We start from the raw sequence: 22,604 nt of genomic DNA on the forward strand, positions 1-22,604 counted from the left end.
CAGGCGTTTTTTATTGGATTCTTTAATTAAAGAAGATCAACCCACGATAAAACGGATGTTTTTGATGAATAACTTGGATTGGCTGAATTATCCATTAAGCTAGAGTCATATGTAATTGTCATATTACCACCACCCTTGAATTGGGTAGGACTGGTAGAAAATTGATAACCGCCACTGCCATTTGGTTCAATATTAGCAACATACAATGCACCGACATAATCTCCACCATTACCTCGAACATCATAATTCCCCCCCAAGACCAACAATATGCCTTGGAATGAGCATTGATTACCATTAGTTCTTAAACTACCTGTAATAATCACGATCCCGGAACACGCTGGTAATGAACCGCTAACATCACCTTCCACATAAGTAACACCAGCAGCATTTTTAATCGAGTTAACAAAATCCATAACTCGATTAGCATCTCCCCACAAACCAAGATCAGTGTTTTTTACACATGCCCCCGATGAAGGACAACCACTACCACCAGGATAATGAGCTGAGTCTCTACGATTGCTAGGAATACCATTTACAACAGTACTGTTTGAAGAAGCATCCATAGTCGCAATCGCGAGCTTATGCCCACCGTCAATCCTGAATACGTTACTATTTGCACCAGAAAATGAGCTTACCTCACCAGCTAAAGTTAATGCGGCTGGTAACTCTGGTAATCTTACCGCTTGCGGTGCAGCAAATTTAACTTGATAAACACTTTCTCCAAGAATCTTCGTATCAGTTCCAGTCCCCTTGATTAAATTCCCTGTAATCTGTACGGTTACTTGTTTATGAGTATCATCCCAACAAGGATTTGTGTTCGCAACTGCACAACCTGCAATATTTGCATCGGTTTTAATCCAATAGTAACGACCACTTTGAACGTTAGATGCACTCACACCTCCAACGGGACTTGTATAGGGAATTAAGCTATCTGCCAAATTCCCTTTCCATGAGTTTTTATCAGTACTACTGGTTGGCCAACCCAATGATTTAAATCGATTGTCAGCCCAATTAAAAAACTGAGTTGCACCATCTTCAGCGGCATTGCTTGTCGTGACTTTATTATTGATATTTGCAGTCATCTTGTCCTGCATAATAGTTCCACGCATCGCATACAAACTAATCATTGTTGCAACAAATAGAATAACTACTGTTATGATCAAAACTGAACCTTGTTGTTTTTTCATAGTTAATCTCCTTAGGAACTCACGGTAATGGTTCGAGTAGGTGAAGAACCACAAGTCAAAGTCAAAGTCATACTCTTGTTATTACCATTTGGTAGCTGATAGCTTTGGCTAGTGCCCAGTGCTTGAGGCGTATTTCCATCTCTAGAAATTCTCCAGCTAGAAGAGATACTTCCACTTACAACGACTGAAACCGTACCCGCTTTACCTATACCAGATATGCTATGAGTCGTTCGATCTGGCCAAGCAGTATTGTTAATTTTAATCTGACCTAACTCTGATGCAGAGCAATCAGCTGGTGGAGGAGTTTCATTTTCATTGTCTCCTCCTTCATTTTGATCAGTACCGCCCCCCACGGTAGATCCACCACCACTATGATTGCCCCCACCTGTAGACGGATTACCAGAGTTATTACTTGGAGGATTAGCGTGACTAGTACCACCACTCGATGCCAACTTGGTTAAGGCCAACAAATGTGAAGTTGCGATAAAATCGATCGTGGGTTGTTTACCATTACCCTCCGAGACCGTCATCTGTGTTAAAACACTCGTTACTGTATTCCAAGCATTTACCACTAAACTATTCTCTGTATTACTATTACCACTATATCGAGGTTGATAAACTAATGAATTTGCACTAGCTCCATTTTGAATACCATATGAAAATTTAATTTCAGAAATATCTTTAGCGAGTACATAAGTTAAATTTGCATCATTATTAAGAACACAAACCAATTCATTGTTTGTGTTCACTTTGAAAGTATTGATCCACGAGTTGTTAACTTGCCCTAAACAATCGCGCTGTGTTCGATCAAAAGTTACAATTAACTCATTATTATTTGTTGGAATACCTAACTCATTTGCTTGCCTAACTAAACGTGTAATTGTCGTCGAAGCAAAGCGGAAATTCTCTTGAGAACGATCCATTACATCTTTTTCAAGAATCAATTTTTGATTAGAAAAAAGGATGGTTAGTGCCCCACCTGTGATAATAAGCCCGATGGTCAACCCCACCATTAATTCAACAAGAGAAACACCAGCTTGCGAATGTCGATAATTAACTATTGTTCTTTTCATACGATATTCCTCTATTACACTTCACATTTAGGCACTGAAAAATAATAGATAAAAGTTTCTTTTTGAGCAGGATCTGCGGCATACCATTTTGCCTTTTTGTTTTCCCATTCAATTGTGATTTTGTATCGTCTCTTCGTGGCATTCTCGACTTCGAGATTTCCAGACCAACCATTCATACGACCATGCAAGGCTTTTTGATTGGAAGTAAGACCTTGAACAAAACTACTGTTATTCCCTGTTACTTTCCAACGATTTTGCCACTGTACTTTTAAAGCTGTAATTTTTGTTGATGAAACCTGACCCGAGCTATCATCCAAAGAACAAACACTTGCCCACATGCGGTCTACTAAATCATTCGCTTGAATAGTTGCTATCGTTCGTTGTGTTGTTAATGCACTTTGCTGCATAGATTTTAAATGCAGTATGCCAAGCCCCAATAACACACCAGCAGTGATAAACATTGCGATTAGTGCTTCAAATAATGCAAATCCTTGTTGTGAGTTCATTTTATTCATGATTAGCACCCTGTCTTACTTTTGAATGCTCTACCGATAATCTCGACACAAACGTAATAAGTGTCGGCACCCGTGATTGCCACGGTAATCTCATGTTCAGCTGTAGTGGATCCCACAGGATTAAAAGAAATTGTTTCAGGTGCTGTAATCGAAAGTTGCGAGTTTCCAAAGCTTAATTTTTGTATTGGTGTAGTTGAAGCAGATGATTTTGCAATTAGACCTGTTGACCAATTGGTTTTATTTGCACTCAAGCAATTTGTCCCATCCGAACTACCACAGACTGTCACTGTTTTCCCAAGTCTTACCGCCTCAGTTCGAGATTGTTGAAGAAAGTTGAAAATATCTCCACTGCTCGTTTTTACTTTTGAGTTGTTTAACATATTACTTAGATTTGGGAGTGCGAAAGCTGAAATAATTGCCAAAACAGCAATCGTGACCAATAGTTCTACTAAAGTGAATGCTTTTATTTTTTTCATTTCCAGCATCCTGAGGTCGTTGGTGTTTTCGCACCATCTTCTTTTAAAGTCAAAGTCCCACATTGACTATCAGATTGCGCAGTTGTTGGTGTTGCAGTAATCGTATAAGTCTGCGATGCAGTACCGATACTAATTGAGAATGTATAATAAGTATTGACGTTTTCAGGGGATTTTAATGATGCAGGAATATCTGCAACTGCTGGGTAACTAAAGGATGCATTGTATTTGCTCTCTAGAAATTGCGCTAAATTCAACATCGCTGCCTGAGCCTCTGTACGATGACTTGCAACGATATATTTTGAATAACTAGGTATAGCAATAGATGCAATAATTGCAATAATTGCCACTACAACCATTAACTCAATTAAAGTAAACCCCGATGAAGCTTTCATTTGCCACCCTAGCATAAGCATTTATATAAATTTTTCTTAGACAAAATTGTGCTTTGTAATAATATGATTTATTTTATGCTTTATCAAAAGATAAAATCACAGTGACGCAAAATGTCATTTAATTGATTTTATTGTTCAAAATTTGTGTAGCAAAATTTATTACTTAAATATTATTTAAAAATAATATATTGATTAATAAAGCATAAAAAAAGTTTCATCATGAAAATTATAACACTCAAACAAATATAATATACTCAATACAACCACCAAGCAGTTAAAAATTATTTCATAAAAAATAAAACTTTAACCAAGTAGTAAATCAATTGTAAAAACACTTCTTATAGCGCTATATAATGCTCCATCTCAGTAGTCAAAACCCTTCAAATTACATACCATCACGATTACCCTATTAAAAATAGTTCATCTTTATGCCGACTTCAAAAGAGAGACTCGAAAGCATTCAACGCTTATTTGACAGATTTGGTCACTATGCCGTTGAAGCATTCCATTATTTAGCTTTGTTTATTATTGGCTGTATGATCGCGTGGTCAGCAGTTCATACCGTAATTGATATTTTAACCGTCAAAAAATATGCGACGATTGATGATATTTTATTATTATTTATCTACTTAGAGCTTGGCGCTATGGTTGGAATTTACTTCAAAACCAACCATATGCCTGTACGATTTCTGATTTATGTTGCAATCACAGCACTTACACGCTTGCTTATCGCAGATATTCAACATAATCACAAAGCGTCTATGGATCAGGTCATCATCACAGGATCCATTTTGATCTTAGCTTTGGCTATTCTGATTGTCCGTTTTGCTTCATGGAACTACCCCTCTGTGATCCGAGGCAAAGAGCAGGAACAGCAAATTCCAGCAAATAAAACACCTCGACCTCAAGACGATGAGCTTGCATAAAAAAGCAGCCTTACGGCTGCTTTTAAATTCATTAAGTTATGCGATTCGATAAACACGATATTTTGAATCAACCAACACGTATTTTCCTTGTACTTGCATCCAGTTATAACCACGTGGTGGCTGATATAAACGATGATAGCGATAGTTTGAAACCACATAACGTTTACTACGGAATTCCGATGGTAAACGCTCGCCACGTTTAAAGTTTACTCGTTGTCCATAATGGTTTCCACGATCTGCATTTGACCATCGCGGTGGATCTCTATGATCATTTCGGTGGTCATTTCGATCGTAACGCTGCTCATAACGATCTTTATAGTCGTGATGATTGTTCCAACGATTTGAATCTGCCATTGCTGAAGCAGATGCACCAAACATTAAACTTGATACCAACAACATAACTGTCTTTTTCATTGTTTGATCCTCTGTTTTGATCTGAACTCAGATTAAGCAAAACTCTAGGAGAAACCATGAATAAAACGAATGAGATTGCAAAACTTTGTAATCAATACTGAGAAACTATGGAGATATCTCAACCCAAAGTATTAAAACTCATCGAATAATTTCGATTCTAAAATTATCATCAGTCACTAAAAAATATCTTCCATCAATCATCACCCAATGGCGTCCACGTGGTGGTTCGCGTAAAGAATAATAATCCCAATCTCGGATCACATAACGCTCACTCCGAAACTCACTTGGTAACTCATTTCCGACTACAAATGCCTCTCGGTGATATGTATTTTCAGAGTGAGTCTCAGGATAGTATTCAATACTGACACTTGGGCGATATTGGTAAGAGTAGTGATTATTTTGGTAGGGTTGATAATAATACCCCTTCGGTGGTGCTGTAGGTGTATAACGCTGATTTGAGAACGCAAAAGGATCTTGAGCTGGAGGTTGATAAGTTTGTTGAGATTCATGATATGGACGACGCTCAACTCCTCGATAGCCGCTCCAGTTATTTGCGTAGCTTAAGGCTGGCAAAGCACTGATCGCCAAAGTTAAACTCAAAATTTGAAGTTTATTTTTCCTCATTTCTAGTGCCTCAAAATGATTTCTACAATTAGTTTAGTACAGAAAAACACCAGCACTGTAGTAATAATATTTTTTTCGACAACCAGTAAAATTTACAAGATGAGCTGATGTTGAATGAAGCTTAACTTAAGTATGTTAATATCTTTTTTTTAGTATTGGAGTGGTTCAGTGTCTGAAATGAATTTTGACCGTCTTTACGATTTCTTTTCTAAAATTCCAAGCGTGCAAAAGGAAAGAATCATTGCACATGGCACAGACGAGCAACATGCGTGGTGGTTTAAATTTAGTATTAATGTAGAACACGCACTAGCATGGCAAACTGTTCAAGAACTTGGACATGTTCTGAATTACTTATCAACCAACGAGCGCTTACCAACACAATTTTTCCCTGTGTCACCACCACCCTATATGAATGGTGAAGCAAAGGACTTTTTGGCATGGGTCATTCAATGTAACCATCCTGAATTTGATCCCAATACCGTTTGTGATTGGCTTGAAGCACGTTTGCCCAACCCTGTTGAAGATGAAATCCAGTGGAAAATTCAAACTGATCTAAGTGAATTAGATCAACTTGCTGATAAGGATTTGGATCAGTTGATTCCACCTAATCCATAATAAAAAAAGAGGCTATAAGCCTCTTTCTTTTTAGAACGTCGACAATCCAGACCATTCCATAAAACGATATATCCAATATTTTAATTTTGATTCATCTGCATACTTTGCATAATCAACCGTCATTTGACGACCATTTAGGTTATTCCACGATGAATTAAAATATGTCTCTGCATCACGAAAAACCTGTGCTTGTGTATTCCCAACAACTTTCATGTTGGTTTCAAGATTATAATTTTTTAAATTGCGCGCAGTTAGATTTGCAGAACCAAGAATCAACTCTGCATGCTGATGATTATATTTAAGCAGCATTTTACTATGACATTGCTCTCCATGAGTATCACACCATCGAATCGGAATACCAACAGCATTCAATTCAGAAGCAACTTGTCGATTGGGTATACCATTTTTTTGTCGACCAAATGCATCTTTATTCGGATCTAAGATCATCCGCACATCAACACCACGCTTTTTAGCTTGTTTAAGTGCCTCAATAATTTGTCGTTCTGATAAATAAAACATAGCAATATCTAAATGATCTTGAGCTTTAGCCTCATTTATCATCTTGATTACAGCATCATAAATTGCTTTTTCAGTCAGTACCTGCACTTGTGGCAAGCTCTTATCCTCAGCAAATGCACCCATGATCACAACAGGACTTGAGCCCTTAGACATAGATGCAACTGCTTGCTCTGTCTGTAGCATATCAACCGCAGTTGGACCATCTACAACTAAAGCAACATTACTATGATGTGAACTGCCATCATGTGGATTTGCAGAAGTCACTAAGCTTTTCCAACCTTGTTCCGTATCCACAACCAAAGTTTTTCGATGATTTGCTTTGAAGTTAAAGAGTTCTAAATAACTACGTAAAGTGATTTTATCGTCACCAAATGGATTTTTTAGCCATCCACCCTCTGAACTATTGCCTAGATTCTGACAACAGATATACCAAAAACCAGACCAAAGTGGATTAGATGCACGTAAAGGTTTCAAATCTGTTTCGATTACATCAATACCTGCTTGGCGCAATGAACGATAATGTTCAGGTGCAATCCCACCATATACAGAGTTGATTGGATCAGTGATCAATACAATTTGAATGGCCGGGTTCTGTTGTCGCTTTAGAATCAGTGCATTTGTTAATTTTTGCATCAAAGGGATTTGCTGAACCTTGGATTGACCTACTTCTTGATTAAACAAAAACATATCCAGCACAATTGTGGTTTGTGCATCATCAATTAATTTAAAAATTTCAGTAAAAATTTTCTGATTGAGATGTTGCGTTCCTTGCGCATCGACATAAGTTTGGTCTGCTAGAAATTTCACATTGGCATGACGTAATTGACCAGTGAAATTCAAACCTTTAGGAAGAGGTTTCACCGTATGATAAATTGCAGAAGCAATATATCCTATCGCTAAAATACATAATATCACTGCCATGTAACGTCGACCTGACCAGTTTAACTTTTGATGAATTCTTTGGAAGATGCGCATATAAACAGAAAAAGCCCTAGCCTAATGAACCAAGGCTAGAGCTTATAGATTGATATTTCAATAAGATTTCAGTGAAAATTAAAAGTTAAAATTTACACCAACTGTAAAATTACGACCAACTTGCGGGATCGTTGAAAGGAACGATGCATGTTGATAAATTTGATCATCTAAAAGATTATTTGCATTTAGAAAAACGCGATAATTACCTAAATTACTATATTCACCCGAGTAAGCGACACCAAGATTCAACATATTATAACCTTGTGTTTCGGTTTCATATGCCGTGATTTTGTCTTGGTTAAAGACATGATAATACTCAGCAGATCCAGTGAAACCATCACCAAAATCAGCATTTACTTTAGTCCCTAAACGCCCCGCTGGAACACGTGGAGCATTTTCATTGTCAATTTTTCCACGCACGTAATCACCAAACACACCAATTTTGTATGTCGGAGAAATTTGGTAAGCAGCTTCTGCCTCAGCTCCATAAAAACGTGCTTTGTCTTGAGTATATTTTACTAAGCGGAAGTCTTCGTAACGATCTAAAGTTTGTGCGTAAATGTAGTCATCAAACCAGTTATGATAAACATGGATATGATAATCAAAACGGTTGTTATCATAATGGAAGCCTAATTCCACATTGTTCGACTGCTCTTTTTTGAGCTGATCATTTCCTAACTCATAAGTATTGGTCGCAAAATGTTTACCATCAGCATATAACTCTTGAGCTAGTGGTAGGCGTTGTTGATGCGATGCAACTAAAGAAAGTTTATAGTCTGGTGCAAATTCCCAGTTAGCGGCACCTGAAGCAGAAAATGCTGAACCATCAAAATCTTTCTTACTTGAATCTTCGATATCGATTTTTTGTTGATCCACACGAGCTGCCAACTCAACATGTACATCATTGAATTGAGCATGTTCTAGGGCAAAAAGACTCCATTTTTTTGTCGTATTTGGCGCTAAAAATGCTTCTTCACCCGTTAAATTTAATTTCTGTTGTCCATACTGAGTACCTATCACGCCTTCCCATGCACCGATTGGGTTATGTACCAACTCAACACGTCCATCATATGCTTTATTCTTGAAGCGAGTAGCAATCGTATCTTCTTCAATTTCATCGTGCTGATAGTCTGTATAGCTTGCTTGCGCTCTAAACTTCTTAAAACCTTTGAACGGATTGTCTAATTCAGAACGAATGTCATAACGTTCAGATTTTAAATCAATCCACGGTCCGGCTTCATGTACGTGTTCACCTTCATGTTCATCATGATGATCACCACCATGCTCATCTTCGTGTCCATGATCACCACAATGTAAATGTGGAGCCCCAACTAAATGAGCCTCACAACTTTCATATTCATGACTATGGCCAGGTAGACCATATTTATCTTGACGATTACTGTAAGAAATCCCTGTAAAACCACGATCGTAGATCCATGACAAACCAACATTTACAGTTTGACCTTCAGCAAAAGTATTATCAACTCGACGCTCTTTTTCACCTTCATGAAAATAATCTGGTGCAATGTAATTATTCGCATCACGTTTTAAACCTTCAACGCGTAATGCTACTTGATCGCCTAAACCAACTGTAACACCAGCACTTGCCAGCTTTTCATCACTTCCCGTGTTGTAGCGTAATCCAACATTTCCTTCATAACCTTTTTCAGGCATTTGCGTAGGTAACTTACTGTCAATCACATTGACTAAACCACCTACTGTACCTGCACCAAATAATAATGTAGATGGACCACGAATCACTTCGACCTGTTTTGCTAATGCAGGATCTACAGTTACCGCATGATCAGGTGATAAGGTCGATACATCAATGTTTTCAGATGAGTTTTGTAAGATTTTGACTCGAGCACCATCTTGACCGCGGATGACAGGACGACTTGAACCAGCGCCGAACTGATTTGAATAAATCCCGGTTTGTTGCCCAAGTACATCCCCAATTGTTACGGCACCTTGTGATAATTTAGCTTGATCAATCACACTATCGGCTACCGCAAAATCCTGTGAGGTTTGTTCCAATGGATGCGCTTTGATTCTAATCGTTTCTAAGCTTTCAACTTTTTCATTTTCAGCAGCAAAAGCTGTTACAGAAACAGCTGCTAATATAGACAGCGTTAATATATTTTTATAAAACAACATGAACATTATCTCGAACCAATTTATTTTTGTTATATTATAACATTTCATCCAATTTGCAATAAGAAACATCACAAGACAAAACATTTGCTACACTGCTGCTCCATGATTTCATAAAAACTCGTTTTCTAACGATATGCCTTTTACACTTTCCCACGCTGTACTTGCACCACCATTATCAAAACTGACTAAAGGGCATCTTCCTATTGCTGCTTTGGCGATTGGATGCATGACACCAGATCTATATCGTTTATTTACTCAAGCCAATCTACCTATCGCACACCAATGGTCAGGAGTTCTTTTTCCCAACCTTCCGATAGGTTTGTTTTTCTGCTTACTTTGGTATCTGATCTACCGCCCTGTGATGTATCGAGTACTTGGAATCATTCATCCTCTAAATATTAAATCGTTTGATCAAATCGTCGCGTTCGTACTAATGACTTGTTTTGCAATTATCATCGGTACAGCAACCCATTTCGTATGGGATGGTTTAACGCATCTCGATTTTCGAACTTTCGCTTTTAGAGATTTACTGGCTCAGAATATTTCAATTTTTGGTTTGAATTATCCCTTACATTTCATATTGCAAATTACTTCATCTGTAGTGGCTTTACCTTTTATCTTTTGCATGTGTAAAAGCTATTACCATACCCATAAGCAACTGAAAGCTGTTCCTGTAAAAATTAAATTATTCACGATCATAAGCTTAATAATTTCAACAATTTCTGGGATGCTATCTGTCTGGGACTATAGTCGCCACATCCATTCTGATCTTTGGAACACCGAACGATATTTTTTTATCGGCAAATCAATTAATGAGTTTACTCAGACAGGGTTAATACTATTTACTGCCTCATGTTTAGTCCTATTATTTTTAGATCGAAATAAGAACTAAAGCTCATTTTAATTAAAAGCGGATGTTTAAGATTCTGTTAAAGCATTAAGACTTGAGACTATACGTTCAACAAGGCATAATCTCCCCTTCATTGGTGCTGCGCTGTTTACGCATTCACCTTCTAGCCAATATAGTTTGGATAAATAATTCAATATGATGCGCACTCATTACTGTGGCTCTTTAACTGAAGCCCAAATCGATCAAACAGTTACTCTATGCGGTTGGGTTCATCGTCGCCGTGACCATGGCGGTGTGATTTTCCTTGATATGCGTGACCGTGATGGTTTAGTTCAAGTCGTTATTGACCCTGATACACCAGAAGCATTCGCTACTGCGGATAAAGCACGTTCTGAATTTGTTTTAAAAATTACAGGTCGTGTACGTCGTCGCTATGAAGGTACTGAAAATGCCAACATGGTGAGTGGTCAAATTGAAGTTTTGGCAAAAGAAATCGAAGTTCTTGCTGCTTCTGAAACTCCGCCATTCCCATTAAATGACGAAAATACCAATATTTCTGAAGAAATTCGTTTGAAATATCGTTTCTTGGACATCCGTCGTCCAGAAATGTTAGATCGTTTACGCTTCCGTTCTAAAGTTACTAACTTAATTCGTAACTATTTCGAAGATCACGGTTTTCTAGACGTTGAAACACCTATCTTGACTCGTGCAACTCCTGAGGGCGCACGTGACTATTTAGTACCAAGCCGTGTTTCAAATGGTAGTTTTTACGCGCTTCCACAATCACCACAATTGTTTAAACAATTGTTGATGGTAGGTGGTATTGATCGTTATTACCAAATCGCGAAATGTTTCCGTGACGAAGATCTACGTGCAGATCGTCAGCCTGAATTTACACAAATCGACGTTGAAACATCGTTCATGAGTGACGATGACATCATGGATTTAATGGAAGGCTTAACAGTTAAAATGTTCAACGAATTATTGAATGTAAAATTCGATAAATTCGAACGTATGACTTATGCCGACGCAATGCGTGATTATGCTTCTGATAAACCAGATATGCGTATTCCATTGAAACTCGTTGACGTTGCAGACTTAATGCAAGACGTTGAGTTCAAAGTTTTCGCTGGTCCTGCAAAAGATCCTAAAGGTCGTATTGTAGCGTTACGTGTTCCTGGTGCAGGTTCACTACCACGTAGTGCGATTGACGAATACACTAAATTCGTAGGCATCTACGGTGCTAAAGGCTTGGCTTATATTAAAGTCAATGAACTTGAGAAAGGCATCGAAGGTCTTCAATCACCAATCGTTAAATTCATCGAACCAATCGTACTTGACCTACTCAAACGCGTTGGTGCTGAAAACGGTGACATCGTATTCTTTGGTGCTGACAAAGCGAAGATCGTAAATGATGCGATGGGTGCACTTCGTGTGAAAATCGGTCATGACTTGAATCTTGCAACGTGCGAGTGGGCTCCACTTTGGGTCGTTGACTTCCCAATGTTCGAAGAAACTGATGATGGCAAATGGACTTCTGTTCACCACCCATTCACACTACCAAAATCAAGTGTTGAAGAAGTAAAGAGCAATCCAGGCGCGGCACTATCAGTTGCATACGATATGGTATTGAATGGTACTGAAATTGGTGGTGGTTCACTTCGTATCTATACACTAGAAATGCAAAAAGCAATTTTTGAAGCTTTAGGTATCGGCGAAGAAGAAGCGGAAGAAAAATTCAGCTTCTTATTGAACGCATTACGTTATGGTGCGCCTCCACACGGTGGTTTGGCTTTTGGTCTTGACCGTTTGATCATGTTAATGACTGGTGCATCTTCAATTCGTGATGTGATCGCATTCCCGAAAACGAAGACTGCTGAATGTCCATTGACTCAAGCTCCAGCTCCTGTTGAAGCAAATCAATTGCGTGACTTAGGCATTCGTTTACGTGAAAAGCCGAAAGCTGAAGAAAAATAATCTGTAGTTTTATGGATTAAATAAAAACCCTGTCTCGTACAGGGTTTTTTTATGGCTATCAGACCCCCTCCTTTTGGAGAGCGTTGGTACGATAATTTATACTTTGAGAATATCTATGCTAGTGGCATAATGAACTGCTTTTTATTGAGAGGTCATTGTTATGGCAATGCGTCCTGATGTACGTCGACATGCAATTGTGATTATTGTGTTTTCTTTGGCACAATGGTTTTTTATGCGCTATATCTTAGCAAATGAACTTTTCAATATGACGACCAATGAACGCATTTTATATTTTTGCGTTAGTAGCTTAGCAGGTGCACTTCTAATCTTTGTCGCCCTCATTTATATGGTCCTCAAAGGCAACGCGAATAAACAAGATTAATCGCAATGTCGTTTTATACCACTTTACTCCGTATTCTACCTTTAGCATTTTTGCGCAGTATTGCAAAAGTGGCGGCTTACTTTATTAATCAAAATCCAAATAAAAGTATGCTTTGGAAAACACGGGTAAATCTCAGTCTTGCTTATCCAGATATTCCTGAGAGTGAGCGTGAAAAGCTTGCTAAAGAAAGCGTGGCGAAGCAATGTCTAAGTTATATCGAATCTGGGAAATGCTGGGCAATGCCTCCAGAATGGAGTATCCAGCAAATAAAGATGGTTCATCACTTAGATGTACTAACAAATGCATTAAATGACCCCAGCGGTGCATTAATTATTACCCCTCACCTCGGTACATGGGAAATGATGAATGCATGGGTACACCAATATGGTATTCCTACCATTATGTATAAACCCATGAAAGACTCAGGATTTAATGCTTTTGCTTTACATGCGCGTCAACGGTTAAATGCGACACTTGTTCCAACTGATGCTAATGGTGTTAAAGCATTATTCAAAAACCTCAAACAAGGTGGTTTCAGTGTAATTCTGCCAGATCATGTTCCTCAACCCTCTGGTGGTGTCGTGGTTCCTTTTTTTGGCGTTCCCTGCTTAACCAGTACTTTAGCCAGCAAAATGGCACAAAAAACTCAATGCCGCTTAGTGGGATTAAGTTGTTTCCGAAGAGAGGATGGTGAAGGTTTTGAGGTCTACTGTGATGATCTCGATGATCCTAAACTTTATGATCGAGATATAGAAGTTGCAACAACTGCATTAAATAAAGCGGTAGAGCAAATGATCAACCGCTTCCCAACTGAATACATGTGGGGGTATAAAAGATTTAGAGGCGATAAAATCGCAGGAAATCACTACAATAAATAAAAGCAAAACTATTCATTGAAATTATTTAAATTTTATACGAACCACACGTTCACCCTGTAGTAGAACAGCTAACTCTTTCACAATTTTTACAGTTTGCGTACCCAAACGTAGAAACTCTCTTTTAGCTTTATCTAAAAGGCTAAGTTTAACTTTGGTTTTATCCTCACCTTTGCGTAAGTTGCGTTCCTGTTCAAGAAAACTAGGAAACTTATCATGACTTTTAGTCAATCTATGATCTTGGATACAAATTGCAGGTAACATCTGGAAGATATCTTGTGGATTACTCTGTAAATAATCATTAAAAACAATATGATCAACAGGAATCAAGACTTCATATTGCTTTAATAAAGCCAATAAGTTTCTAGCACTTTCATTTGAGAGAATGTAACCACCACATCCCATATGTTTCGCTTTTAACAGTGCAAGTTTGCGCTTAGAGTTGATTAAAGGCTTGTAATTTAAAGCCACGATGATTTTTGGATAGAATGCTTCCAATTTTACAATTTTACATTCAGTTGGAATCCATTTATCACTGGTTAAAAAGCTGGTAGATTTTCTACCAAGGTGAATATCATCTTCAAAAATTGCAATATATGGTAAATTCTCATCCACAGCTTTTTTCCACAAAACTGCATGGCTCAATAAGCAAGCTATCTCACATTTTCTGAGCTCTGTTTTCGAAATATCAACACCTAGATCCTCAACTGCCTGTGCCATGGTCTCAGGAGTAATGGCATCATAAAAATTGAAGTCTATTCCTTGTTTTTGAAATTCAGAAATAATGTGACTTCTGCGATCCGTTGCTGAAGCTAAGCTAATAACAAAATTCTTCATAAAATAATAATTGGTGGATTAAATGTTAAACGTGACAAGGATACTTCGTTTTCTTAATGCTGTATATGATTGTCCTGATGACATTGATTTTAAAAAATGTATCTTGAGTAAATAAATAAGTTACTCTTATTAAACAAGAAAATTATTTAGATAATATCAAAAGTAGTCAGGCTAATATAGCGACCTTGCTCTAGTATTATGCGGCAACTCAAATTACAATATTGATGATAACTTGTGATGCAGTGACTCTAAATGGACTTTTCATATACTGCATTGATTTCTTATAATTTTTATTGATGTGTTTAGTTATGAATAGTGAATTAATTAGAATTTTTGTTGGCTGTGATCCAAATAACTGTGATTTAGAACAAATGATGGTGCTTGATTATAGCATCCGTAAAAATACACAACATCCTGTTGAAATTACATGGATGCAGTTGAGCCATGACCCTGCTAGTCCATGGTATAGCAATCAAGAAACGCATGAAGGATGGCATACTGAGAAATGGGCAACCCCATTTTCTGGTTTCCGTTGGGCAATTCCAGAATCATCCAACTTTGAAGGACGTTCAATCTATATGGATGCTGATGTCATCGTTTTATGTGATATCGCAGAGTTATGGTCGCATCCGATGAAAGATGATGCAATCGTCATCGCCAAAGGTGGCAAAAGTTCAGCTCGTTTATGTACTTGTGTTTGGGATTGTGAAAAAGCTAAACAATATTTACCATCACTTAGAACGTTGCAATCTGATCCAGATGGTCACAAGAAATTAATGCAACTAATCAAAGACAAACCACATCTAGTCCAAAACTACAATAGTTCATACAACTGTATCGATGGTGAAGGCTTAAAAATAGAAGATATCAAAATTCTTCATTACTCCGACATGGGTACTCAGTTTAGCCATAAATACTCGTTACCGCGCCTAGAAAAAAACAATCAAAAACATTGGTTTGATGGAAAAATCATGCCTCATCCAAGACAAGACTTAGTTGAGTTATTTGATCAATATTATCAAGAAGCATTGGATAATGGTTATAATCCTGAAGACTATTTAGTAAAAGCTTATGGCCCATTTCAAAAAGCGACTCAAATCAATTATCAAGGCAATAAAGTTACACGCCCTGACGAACAAAGAAACTGGTTTAGTAATTCACTACACAAATTAAAAGCAAAATTTAAAGATAAAAATAAATTTTCTTTGGATGATTAACAGATTAGCAATCTCATCCCAAAATTAGCAATAACAATCAACTTAAATATATGTGTTTAGGTTGATTTTTATTTTTATCGTGTGTTTTGTCAATTCAATAACTGTTTTAAAGAAATTGGCATATAATTGGCACGCTAAATAATATAGTCATCTTTTAAAAGTAATCTGCCAAGAGCCAAGCAATGCAACCTTTTCTTTTTCACCATATTTTCAGAAATATCACTAAGTTTATTTATAAAATGTGTTTGCCTAAAGAATATAAGCATAATCGTCGCTATTGGCCATACTTTTCTGTGCAGCGTAATGCCGAGGGTGACTTAGAAAAAGTCTTTTTCCGTAAAAAATTAATTGCAGATAATACGAATCAAGTTACAACTAGCAAAAGGAAATGTGTCCTCGTTGCAACAGGACCATCAGTAAAGAACATTGACCATAACATTTTTAATAATCCAGAATATGATTTCATCGGAGTAAATGGTGCAATTTCATTAGATTATATTCATTTCAAATATTATGTAATTATCGATCACAACTTTACGGGTAATCGTTTTGACCTCGTGATGAAAGTCTTGCAGAGTGATTGTACCCTTTTTACAACACCAAGATGCCTTGATGTAATCTTGAGAAGAATTCATCCTAATACAATTAAATGCTCCATCAGAGTGATCGAAACCATTTCACAAGATAAAACGATTGATTTATTTATGGGTAAACAGACGCCTGTTGATCTATCTCAATCTTATTTTCATTTATATGGTCAGTTCGGTTTCTCTACCAATATTTTTAATGCTGTTTTTGATTATTTTACAGTAGCTTACGTTGCATTACAGGTAGCATATTCTATTGGGTTCAAAGAAATCTATATTGCTGGTCTAGATATGAATAATTTTTCACAGCCTAGATTTTATGAAGATAAAGAAAACAAACAACCTACAATGTTAGACCAATATTTAGATTTAACATTACCTGCATTTGATGCAGCTTCTGAATTTTTTAAAGAAAATCATATTGATGTTTATAATCTTTCACTAAATAGTGCGGTTGAATCATTTAAAAAAATTAATACAAACTCGCTCATCAAACCTTGATTCTGTAAAATATAATTTTTGCTTTTTAGTAATTATTAATGATCGGATCGCAATTTCGAACGGATATCAATGGACTTCGAGCATATGCTGTAGTTTTTGTTGTTCTTTTCCATTTCAATGTATTCGGTTTCTCCGCTGGATACTTGGGCGTTGATGTTTTCTTAGTGTTATCAGGCTATCTGATGACAAAAATCATTGTGGAAAAGCTTGAACACAATAATTTTTCTTTTGTTGATTTTTACTTATCTCGAATTATTCGTATTTATCCCGCACTATTATTCTTAGTCTTAGTTTTAACGGTTTTGGGTCTATTTGTATTTATCCCAGAAGACCTAAAAAACTTCGCTAAAGATGCGAGATACAGTCTCACTTTCTTATCAAATAATCTCTTCTATGAGCAATCAGGAGACTATTTTGCAACTAGCTCACATGATAAAGCATTACTGCATACATGGTCTTTAGCTGTTGAATGGCAATTCTATATCCTTTTTCCCATCATTTTGTACACATTTAAAAAGCTTACAAAACAAACTAAATATATAGGCATATTACTTCTAATATTGTTTGCTTGCTCATTTTTGTTGTCTGTAAAACTTACACCAGAAAATCCGATATATGCTTTCTTTAAACTTTCAACACGTGCATGGGAGTTAATTGCAGGTGGACTGGTGTACTTTTATTTTAACCAATATTCTTTATCATCGATTAAGCAAAAAATTATTGAATATACAGGTTTTGGACTTTTAGCGCTAAGCTTGATTTTTTTAACCAAAGATACGCCTTGGCCTGGTTATGCTGCATCCCTTCCTGTTTTGGGTACAGTTTTAATTCTAATCGCCAACCGTCAAAACTCTATACTAACGAAACCCAAGTTTATACAGAGTTTAGGCAGTGCTTCATATTCTATTTATTTGTGGCATTGGCCGATCTCATTTTTATTGAGCTATTTCCTTATTCAAAAAAATATTATCAATATCAGTTTTGCTCTTTTATTATCTTTTGTTTTAGGATGGTTAAGTTACAAATATATTGAACCTTGTCGTATTCACCTGAATAAAATCAATAAAAAGTATGTTTATCTACTTTTTATCTTGAGCATTGCGATTCTCTATCCATTTTATAAGTTTCTAGGTAAGGATGGGTTAGAAAATCGAGCCGATGCAGAATACCTAAAGCGTATTGAGAAAATACAGATGCCTATGGTCTCGAATGGTTGGTGTTTCTATAACATTAAAGATGATCATAGTCTGACTGTTGGAGAAAATGGATTAAAATGTCATATAGCATCTAACTCAACAAATGCTAAATCAGCTCTTTTGTTTGGAGATTCATTTGCAGGTCACAATATTCCATTTTGGGATGGTCTAGGCAAAAAACTAAACTTGAACATCCATACGATCAGTACGAATTGGTGCTATCCAAGTCTTGATAAAGAATTTACAGGTGACAAGTCATCTACCGCTTATCAGCAGTGCTTAATCAACCGAAACTATCTGAAGAATCATATAGCTCAGTATGACGTTCTTATTTTTGCTGGTCGTTGGACTGATATTGTTCGTCAAAATCAGCAGAATTCATTTAGTGAGTTACTCAAAGTTGCACAAATGAATAATAAGAAAGTGATCGTAATGTCTGAACCATATACTTTTGATCAAAACATCAGCTCAATTTTCAAACGTGCAATATGGTTAGAGCGAGACTTTAATCTAAATGAGTATATGAACAATCCACTCGCTGCAAAGCAAAAATATGCAACGAGTGTGATTAATAAAATCGTTTCAGAACATCCGAATACACTCCTGTTAAGCCAAGCAGATCTATTTAAATCAGATCATATGGCAACCAAAAACACACCGTATTCATTTGATGGACGTCATATCTCAATTGTTGGGTCATTAGCATCTGAACAATACTTTGAAACACGACCAAAATTTAAAGTATTAGAAAACTTTATTGCTAAAAAGTAGTGATTAGATATCAATAAACGAGTCGTTAAAATACATTTTTTTACTGTAATAACGACTTAATATTCCCCTTTCTTTTCCTGCCAGTTTGATCAGCTTAGGCTTTTCAACTGGCGGATAATTGAGGGCAAAATCAATCAACACTTTTTCTTTCATCCATTTATTTTTTACTTGATAGAAAAAAGCATTCCGATCACAGTTAATCAAGGTCATGCTCGGTAAAGTGGTACGCATAATTTTTTGGCAGGCAACATAAGCAACCAAATATTCTAAACGGCCTATCTCTTGAAAATAGTCCTGATAATTTCCGTTATTTTCTTTAATCTGCTGAATATAAACCTTTGGTGTTAATTCTATAGCTTTGAATAACTCCTCAAACCAAGACTTAAAAAACATATTTTTGGCAGAACTTGCCAATAACCAATTCTCTAAAACAGGAAAGTCTGGGCAAGTAGTATTTTTCTTTCGATAGTAGGCAAAACTGTTCGTTTGATGTTGAGCAACTAACTTTTCAATCCAATCTAGATTTTCATAAACAATTGTACTGGCATCTAACCATATCCCACCGTGTTGATAAATTAATTCAAATCGAATGAGATCAGCTTTCTGTTGTGGTGTCGCATGCTTTAAACGACCATAATCAATATCACAAAACTCTTTGACATTATTAGGTGTTAGAAAGTTTACAACGTAGTTTGGATTGTTCTTTTTTATATTGTCAACGCACTTCTGCACAAACTCAGGTAGCGTACCTTCCCAATACATCCAGATAATTTTAGGAATAACTGCATTTTGCTCACCAGGATTGAGAACGATCAGGTCCGCGTAGTTATCTATTGACTCATTGATTTCTCTTTTTTGGTTTGAATACATTGTATAAAATTTCAAAAGATAGAAGAGCTTCTTAAAAAACTTCATAAAATGTACTCAACAAAATAAAGAAAATTATTTATTACAGTCTATAACTAGGACTCAAGACATTAAATGTTTAATTGCATAAATGCGATCACGCCACATACGCTTCTGCTTCTTAAATCCATGAGAAGCACTTCGATTCTCAAGTTGCTTGCGTTTGATACCTTGAGCAGCAACAGTACCTAAAATATCACTATCCAGACCTGCTGGCTGCACAAATGGCTGCCAAACACCAAGCCCTTTTCCTGTTTTACTTAACCAACTTTGGAAGAAAATATCGACTGGAACGGTCATGATTTTACCCAGTTGTACAAACTGTTCAGCTCCTTTTCGAGACCAGACCAAGCCTACACCACGTATTGGGAAATAATATGCATGCCACAAGGTATAATGATCAAACTCAACAATGTCTTTTGCTAATTTTTTCTTTTTAGCAGCAATATTAACGGTATACCAATCCAACTCTTTATGTTGATCTAAATAACTTAATAAAGATTCAAGCTTCTGTTTAAAGTTAGGCAACACTTCAATGTCATCTTCTAAGACAACTAAATAATCGGCATCCGTTTCTAGAAATTTTTCAGCACAACCATAGTGACTTAGATAACAACCCAACTCAGAATTGATTAAACTACGCCCTAATATTTTCTGAGCAGCAAGATCATCGTAGTTTTCAAATTCAGATAAGGCTTTACCTCGCCCATCATAAGCAGAGAATCGGCTAAAATCCCATCCCGCTTGATTGAGCTGAGCTGTCGCACTTGCTAAACGTTGATCACTGCCGTCTAAATTAATAAGATAAGTCACAACTTTCATTTGCTTTCCTTCGTTTAGACCACAGTAGTCGGTTGAATTTGGCTGGGTAAAAACCCTGTAAATTTTTGAATCAGTGCGGCTCGGATGCGTCCTTCAGCTAATGATTCCAATTGATCTAGACTTTGTATACAGCCAAATTTAATCTCAGAATTAGATAAAGCTAATATAAATTTTTCCAAATCACGACCATCTTTTAAATAAGCAATATCAATATCATCTTTTAAAATGGCTCGATCAGATTGAATTGCTAAATGATTAGACAATCCCACTGGTAACAGTTGATCAATGTTCCTAAATTTGAACTGAATTTGCTGCTCTAAAAGCTCTTTATTATTCTTAAAGTAAGTACTGAGCAAATCACGACTGAGAATATGAGGGCGATGATGAATTTCGTAATATCTAGTCATTCCCACGCGATCTGCACTCAACATTTGAGCCGTTGAATATTTCGCTTCAGCTACCATTCCAAAATTCTGCTGTAAGAATTTTCGGAAAATATATTTCATTTTCTTGATGAGTGTTACTTGCCAATGTCCATATATCACCATCTGACCATCAATAAGAAAATCACTTAAATCAGACTGTTGATTGAAAAAGAAATCATCATTCAGATAAATAAAATGATTTGAAATCCCTTTAATATTCCACAACATACTTTCAATACTTAATGAATTGAATGTCGGTAAAGCAAACTCATATCCACGGAATAATTCTTGATGATCAACGATTTTTATTTTTTCAGCAGGACATAAACCTTGCTGGGAAAATTGGTCTAACCACAAAGGTGTTTGCTGATCCGTCACGACATAAATCGTGCCTGCATATGGAACATACTTAAGAATTGAGGCGATGCAAAAATAGATTTCATCGTTACTTGCAAAACGAGTATCATCCAAAGCATTTGATGGTTCGTTTTGATTCATAAATTGACGGCGTTTATTTTTCAGAGAGATATCATTCCCATCGACCCATGCGATGACGATATCAAGCGGATGTAAACCCTGACTCATAAATCAAAACCTTCCATAAATACAGATTTACTGCCAAGCATCCTTGATCCAATCTGATGGCAATACATAACGATACCATTTACCACCGCCACCATTGATTGCATCAGGTGGATTAATTTCACCGTGGAAAATAATAATCTTAACGCCTTCTGGTTTTACTGGTGCTTGGAAATAAGCAAATGGAATTTTTCTTAGACAATGATATTTATAGCTTTTACACCACTGATCATTCCAATAACTCAATTTTCCTTCTTTGTGAACAAACCAAGATAAATAGGCTTGCTCATTACGGAATTTTTGACGAATTTCATCAAAGTTTTCACGAAAATACGGCAAAATATCAGGAAAAGCTCCTAACTTAAAACGATAAACCGAACTATTCCCCGTAATGCGCCAAGGTCGCTTCCAGTCATGAATAATCAGAAACTCACCTGGTTCTTGGAAGAAGCAATCTATATTATCTACGATGACAACATCGAGATCTAAAAACAGTGCATTGCCTTTTAAACCATACAGATCAGGTTCAAAAGTTGAGAGTTTATTCCACCCACGCTCTGGACTTCCTGCAGGCAAATCTAATGGAGGAATCGGGAAGCATTGTACATTCGGATCAATACCTTCTGTACGATCCGTTAAGCACACCATTTTAAAAGGTAAAGTAAGATGGCGTTGCACCATATTATATAAACGATTGACATACTCGGCACCGTACTTGGTTCCCCATTTCATGCACAAAATAATATTGTCTTCATGAGCTGCCGAATCTTGTTGAATGTCTGCCATCTGCTAACCTTAAATGCCTT

Annotated in this window: 23 protein-coding genes; 9 read left to right on the top strand and 14 right to left on the bottom strand. The window is 36.7% G+C overall.

From position 1 onward, the window contains the following. Positions 1-26: 26 nt before the first annotated feature. From H2677_RS12790 to H2677_RS12810, 5 genes are read right to left on the bottom strand one after another with little or no spacing between them, the layout of a single operon-like run. Positions 27-1,187, bottom strand: a complete 1,161-nt coding sequence (locus tag H2677_RS12790; RefSeq protein WP_004950395.1) for a pilus assembly PilX family protein — start codon at positions 1,185-1,187, stop codon at positions 27-29. 11 nt (positions 1,188-1,198) lie between these two features. Then, positions 1,199-2,260 (bottom strand): PilW family protein, encoded by a 1,062-nt coding sequence (locus tag H2677_RS12795; RefSeq protein ID WP_212638692.1) that lies wholly within the window; start codon positions 2,258-2,260, stop codon positions 1,199-1,201. 14 nt (positions 2,261-2,274) lie between these two features. Next, positions 2,275-2,775, bottom strand: a complete 501-nt coding sequence (locus H2677_RS12800) for a type IV pilus modification PilV family protein (protein ID WP_004950390.1) — start codon at positions 2,773-2,775, stop codon at positions 2,275-2,277. Positions 2,776-2,777: 2 nt separating this feature from the next. Continuing rightward, entirely contained in the window at positions 2,778-3,251 is a 474-nt protein-coding gene (locus tag H2677_RS12805; protein WP_099949129.1) for a GspH/FimT family pseudopilin, read from the bottom strand. After that, positions 3,248-3,643: a type IV pilin protein gene (locus H2677_RS12810; RefSeq protein ID WP_004950386.1), complete on the bottom strand. Its 396-nt coding sequence runs from the start codon at positions 3,641-3,643 to the stop codon at positions 3,248-3,250. Before H2677_RS12810 ends, H2677_RS12805 begins: the two co-directional genes overlap by 4 nt. 428 nt (positions 3,644-4,071) lie before the next feature. Here H2677_RS12810 and H2677_RS12815 point away from each other — a divergent pair, with 428 nt between their 5' ends. Continuing rightward, positions 4,072-4,569, top strand: a complete 498-nt coding sequence (locus H2677_RS12815) for a phosphate-starvation-inducible protein PsiE (RefSeq protein ID WP_004950384.1) — start codon at positions 4,072-4,074, stop codon at positions 4,567-4,569. Between the two features lie 36 nt (positions 4,570-4,605). Here H2677_RS12815 and H2677_RS12820 read toward each other — a convergent pair whose 3' ends face one another. Together H2677_RS12820 and H2677_RS12825 are read right to left on the bottom strand one after the other, a co-directional pair. After that, positions 4,606-4,983 (bottom strand): RcnB family protein, encoded by a 378-nt coding sequence (locus H2677_RS12820; RefSeq protein WP_004950382.1) that lies wholly within the window; start codon positions 4,981-4,983, stop codon positions 4,606-4,608. Between the two features lie 138 nt (positions 4,984-5,121). Beyond that, positions 5,122-5,607, bottom strand: a complete 486-nt coding sequence (locus H2677_RS12825; RefSeq protein ID WP_212638693.1) for an RcnB family protein — start codon at positions 5,605-5,607, stop codon at positions 5,122-5,124. Between the two features lie 168 nt (positions 5,608-5,775). On the opposite strand from H2677_RS12825, the gene H2677_RS12830 reads away from it, so the two are divergent. After that, positions 5,776-6,222 (top strand): hypothetical protein, encoded by a 447-nt coding sequence (locus H2677_RS12830; protein WP_212638694.1) that lies wholly within the window; start codon positions 5,776-5,778, stop codon positions 6,220-6,222. A gap of 30 nt (positions 6,223-6,252) precedes the next feature. On the opposite strand, the gene H2677_RS12835 is transcribed toward H2677_RS12830, so the two are convergent. Further along, positions 6,253-7,716, bottom strand: coding sequence for a phospholipase D family protein (locus tag H2677_RS12835; RefSeq protein WP_212638695.1), 1,464 nt, complete (start codon positions 7,714-7,716; stop codon positions 6,253-6,255). A 78-nt stretch (positions 7,717-7,794) separates the two neighbouring features. After that, positions 7,795-9,870: a zinc piracy TonB-dependent receptor ZnuD gene (gene znuD / locus H2677_RS12840; RefSeq protein ID WP_212638696.1), complete on the bottom strand. Its 2,076-nt coding sequence runs from the start codon at positions 9,868-9,870 to the stop codon at positions 7,795-7,797. Positions 9,871-10,003: 133 nt separating this feature from the next. On the opposite strand from znuD, the gene H2677_RS12845 reads away from it, so the two are divergent. From H2677_RS12845 to H2677_RS12860, 4 genes are all read left to right on the top strand, one after another. Beyond that, entirely contained in the window at positions 10,004-10,762 is a 759-nt protein-coding gene (locus H2677_RS12845) for a DUF4184 family protein (RefSeq protein WP_212638697.1), read from the top strand. A gap of 153 nt (positions 10,763-10,915) precedes the next feature. Next, positions 10,916-12,697, top strand: a complete 1,782-nt coding sequence (gene aspS, locus H2677_RS12850) for an aspartate--tRNA ligase (protein ID WP_004950367.1) — start codon at positions 10,916-10,918, stop codon at positions 12,695-12,697. 160 nt (positions 12,698-12,857) lie between these two features. Then, positions 12,858-13,079 (top strand): hypothetical protein, encoded by a 222-nt coding sequence (locus H2677_RS12855; protein WP_004908914.1) that lies wholly within the window; start codon positions 12,858-12,860, stop codon positions 13,077-13,079. A gap of 5 nt (positions 13,080-13,084) precedes the next feature. Beyond that, on the top strand, positions 13,085-13,957 hold the full coding sequence (locus tag H2677_RS12860) for a lysophospholipid acyltransferase family protein (RefSeq protein ID WP_212638698.1): 873 nt from the start codon (positions 13,085-13,087) through the stop codon (positions 13,955-13,957). 21 nt (positions 13,958-13,978) lie between these two features. On the opposite strand, the gene H2677_RS12865 is transcribed toward H2677_RS12860, so the two are convergent. Next, positions 13,979-14,791 (bottom strand): glycosyltransferase family 25 protein, encoded by an 813-nt coding sequence (locus H2677_RS12865; RefSeq protein ID WP_212638699.1) that lies wholly within the window; start codon positions 14,789-14,791, stop codon positions 13,979-13,981. A gap of 308 nt (positions 14,792-15,099) precedes the next feature. Between H2677_RS12865 and H2677_RS12870 the strand changes: the two genes are divergently transcribed. The 3 genes from H2677_RS12870 to H2677_RS12880 all read left to right on the top strand — a co-directional run bounded on the left by H2677_RS12870 (position 15,100) and on the right by H2677_RS12880 (position 19,063). Further along, positions 15,100-16,008, top strand: a complete 909-nt coding sequence (locus H2677_RS12870) for a glycosyltransferase family protein (RefSeq protein ID WP_212638700.1) — start codon at positions 15,100-15,102, stop codon at positions 16,006-16,008. A 182-nt stretch (positions 16,009-16,190) separates the two neighbouring features. Next, positions 16,191-17,096, top strand: a complete 906-nt coding sequence (locus H2677_RS12875) for a lipopolysaccharide biosynthesis protein (protein ID WP_212638701.1) — start codon at positions 16,191-16,193, stop codon at positions 17,094-17,096. Positions 17,097-17,134: 38 nt separating this feature from the next. Continuing rightward, positions 17,135-19,063: an acyltransferase family protein gene (locus H2677_RS12880; protein WP_212638702.1), complete on the top strand. Its 1,929-nt coding sequence runs from the start codon at positions 17,135-17,137 to the stop codon at positions 19,061-19,063. Between the two features lie 3 nt (positions 19,064-19,066). Here the strand turns inward: H2677_RS12880 and H2677_RS12885 are convergent, their stop codons facing one another. Genes H2677_RS12885 through H2677_RS12900 form a run of 4 tightly spaced genes read right to left on the bottom strand, consistent with a single transcriptional unit; the run spans position 19,067 to position 22,584 of the window. Next, entirely contained in the window at positions 19,067-19,978 is a 912-nt protein-coding gene (locus tag H2677_RS12885) for a glycosyltransferase family 32 protein (RefSeq protein WP_099949139.1), read from the bottom strand. A gap of 54 nt (positions 19,979-20,032) precedes the next feature. Then, on the bottom strand, positions 20,033-20,791 hold the full coding sequence (locus tag H2677_RS12890; protein WP_212638703.1) for a glycosyltransferase family 25 protein: 759 nt from the start codon (positions 20,789-20,791) through the stop codon (positions 20,033-20,035). Between the two features lie 14 nt (positions 20,792-20,805). Continuing rightward, complete coding sequence (locus H2677_RS12895; protein ID WP_004950348.1) at positions 20,806-21,801, bottom strand: Stealth CR1 domain-containing protein; 996 nt, start codon at positions 21,799-21,801, stop codon at positions 20,806-20,808. Between the two features lie 27 nt (positions 21,802-21,828). Next, the gene (locus H2677_RS12900; RefSeq protein ID WP_004950347.1) at positions 21,829-22,584 is read right to left on the bottom strand and encodes a hypothetical protein; all 756 of its coding nucleotides are present in this window, start codon (positions 22,582-22,584) and stop codon (positions 21,829-21,831) included. Positions 22,585-22,604: the final 20 nt, after the last annotated feature.

The organism is Acinetobacter junii (genome assembly GCF_018336855.1).
Taxonomy (GTDB): Bacteria; Pseudomonadota; Gammaproteobacteria; order Pseudomonadales; family Moraxellaceae; genus Acinetobacter; species Acinetobacter junii.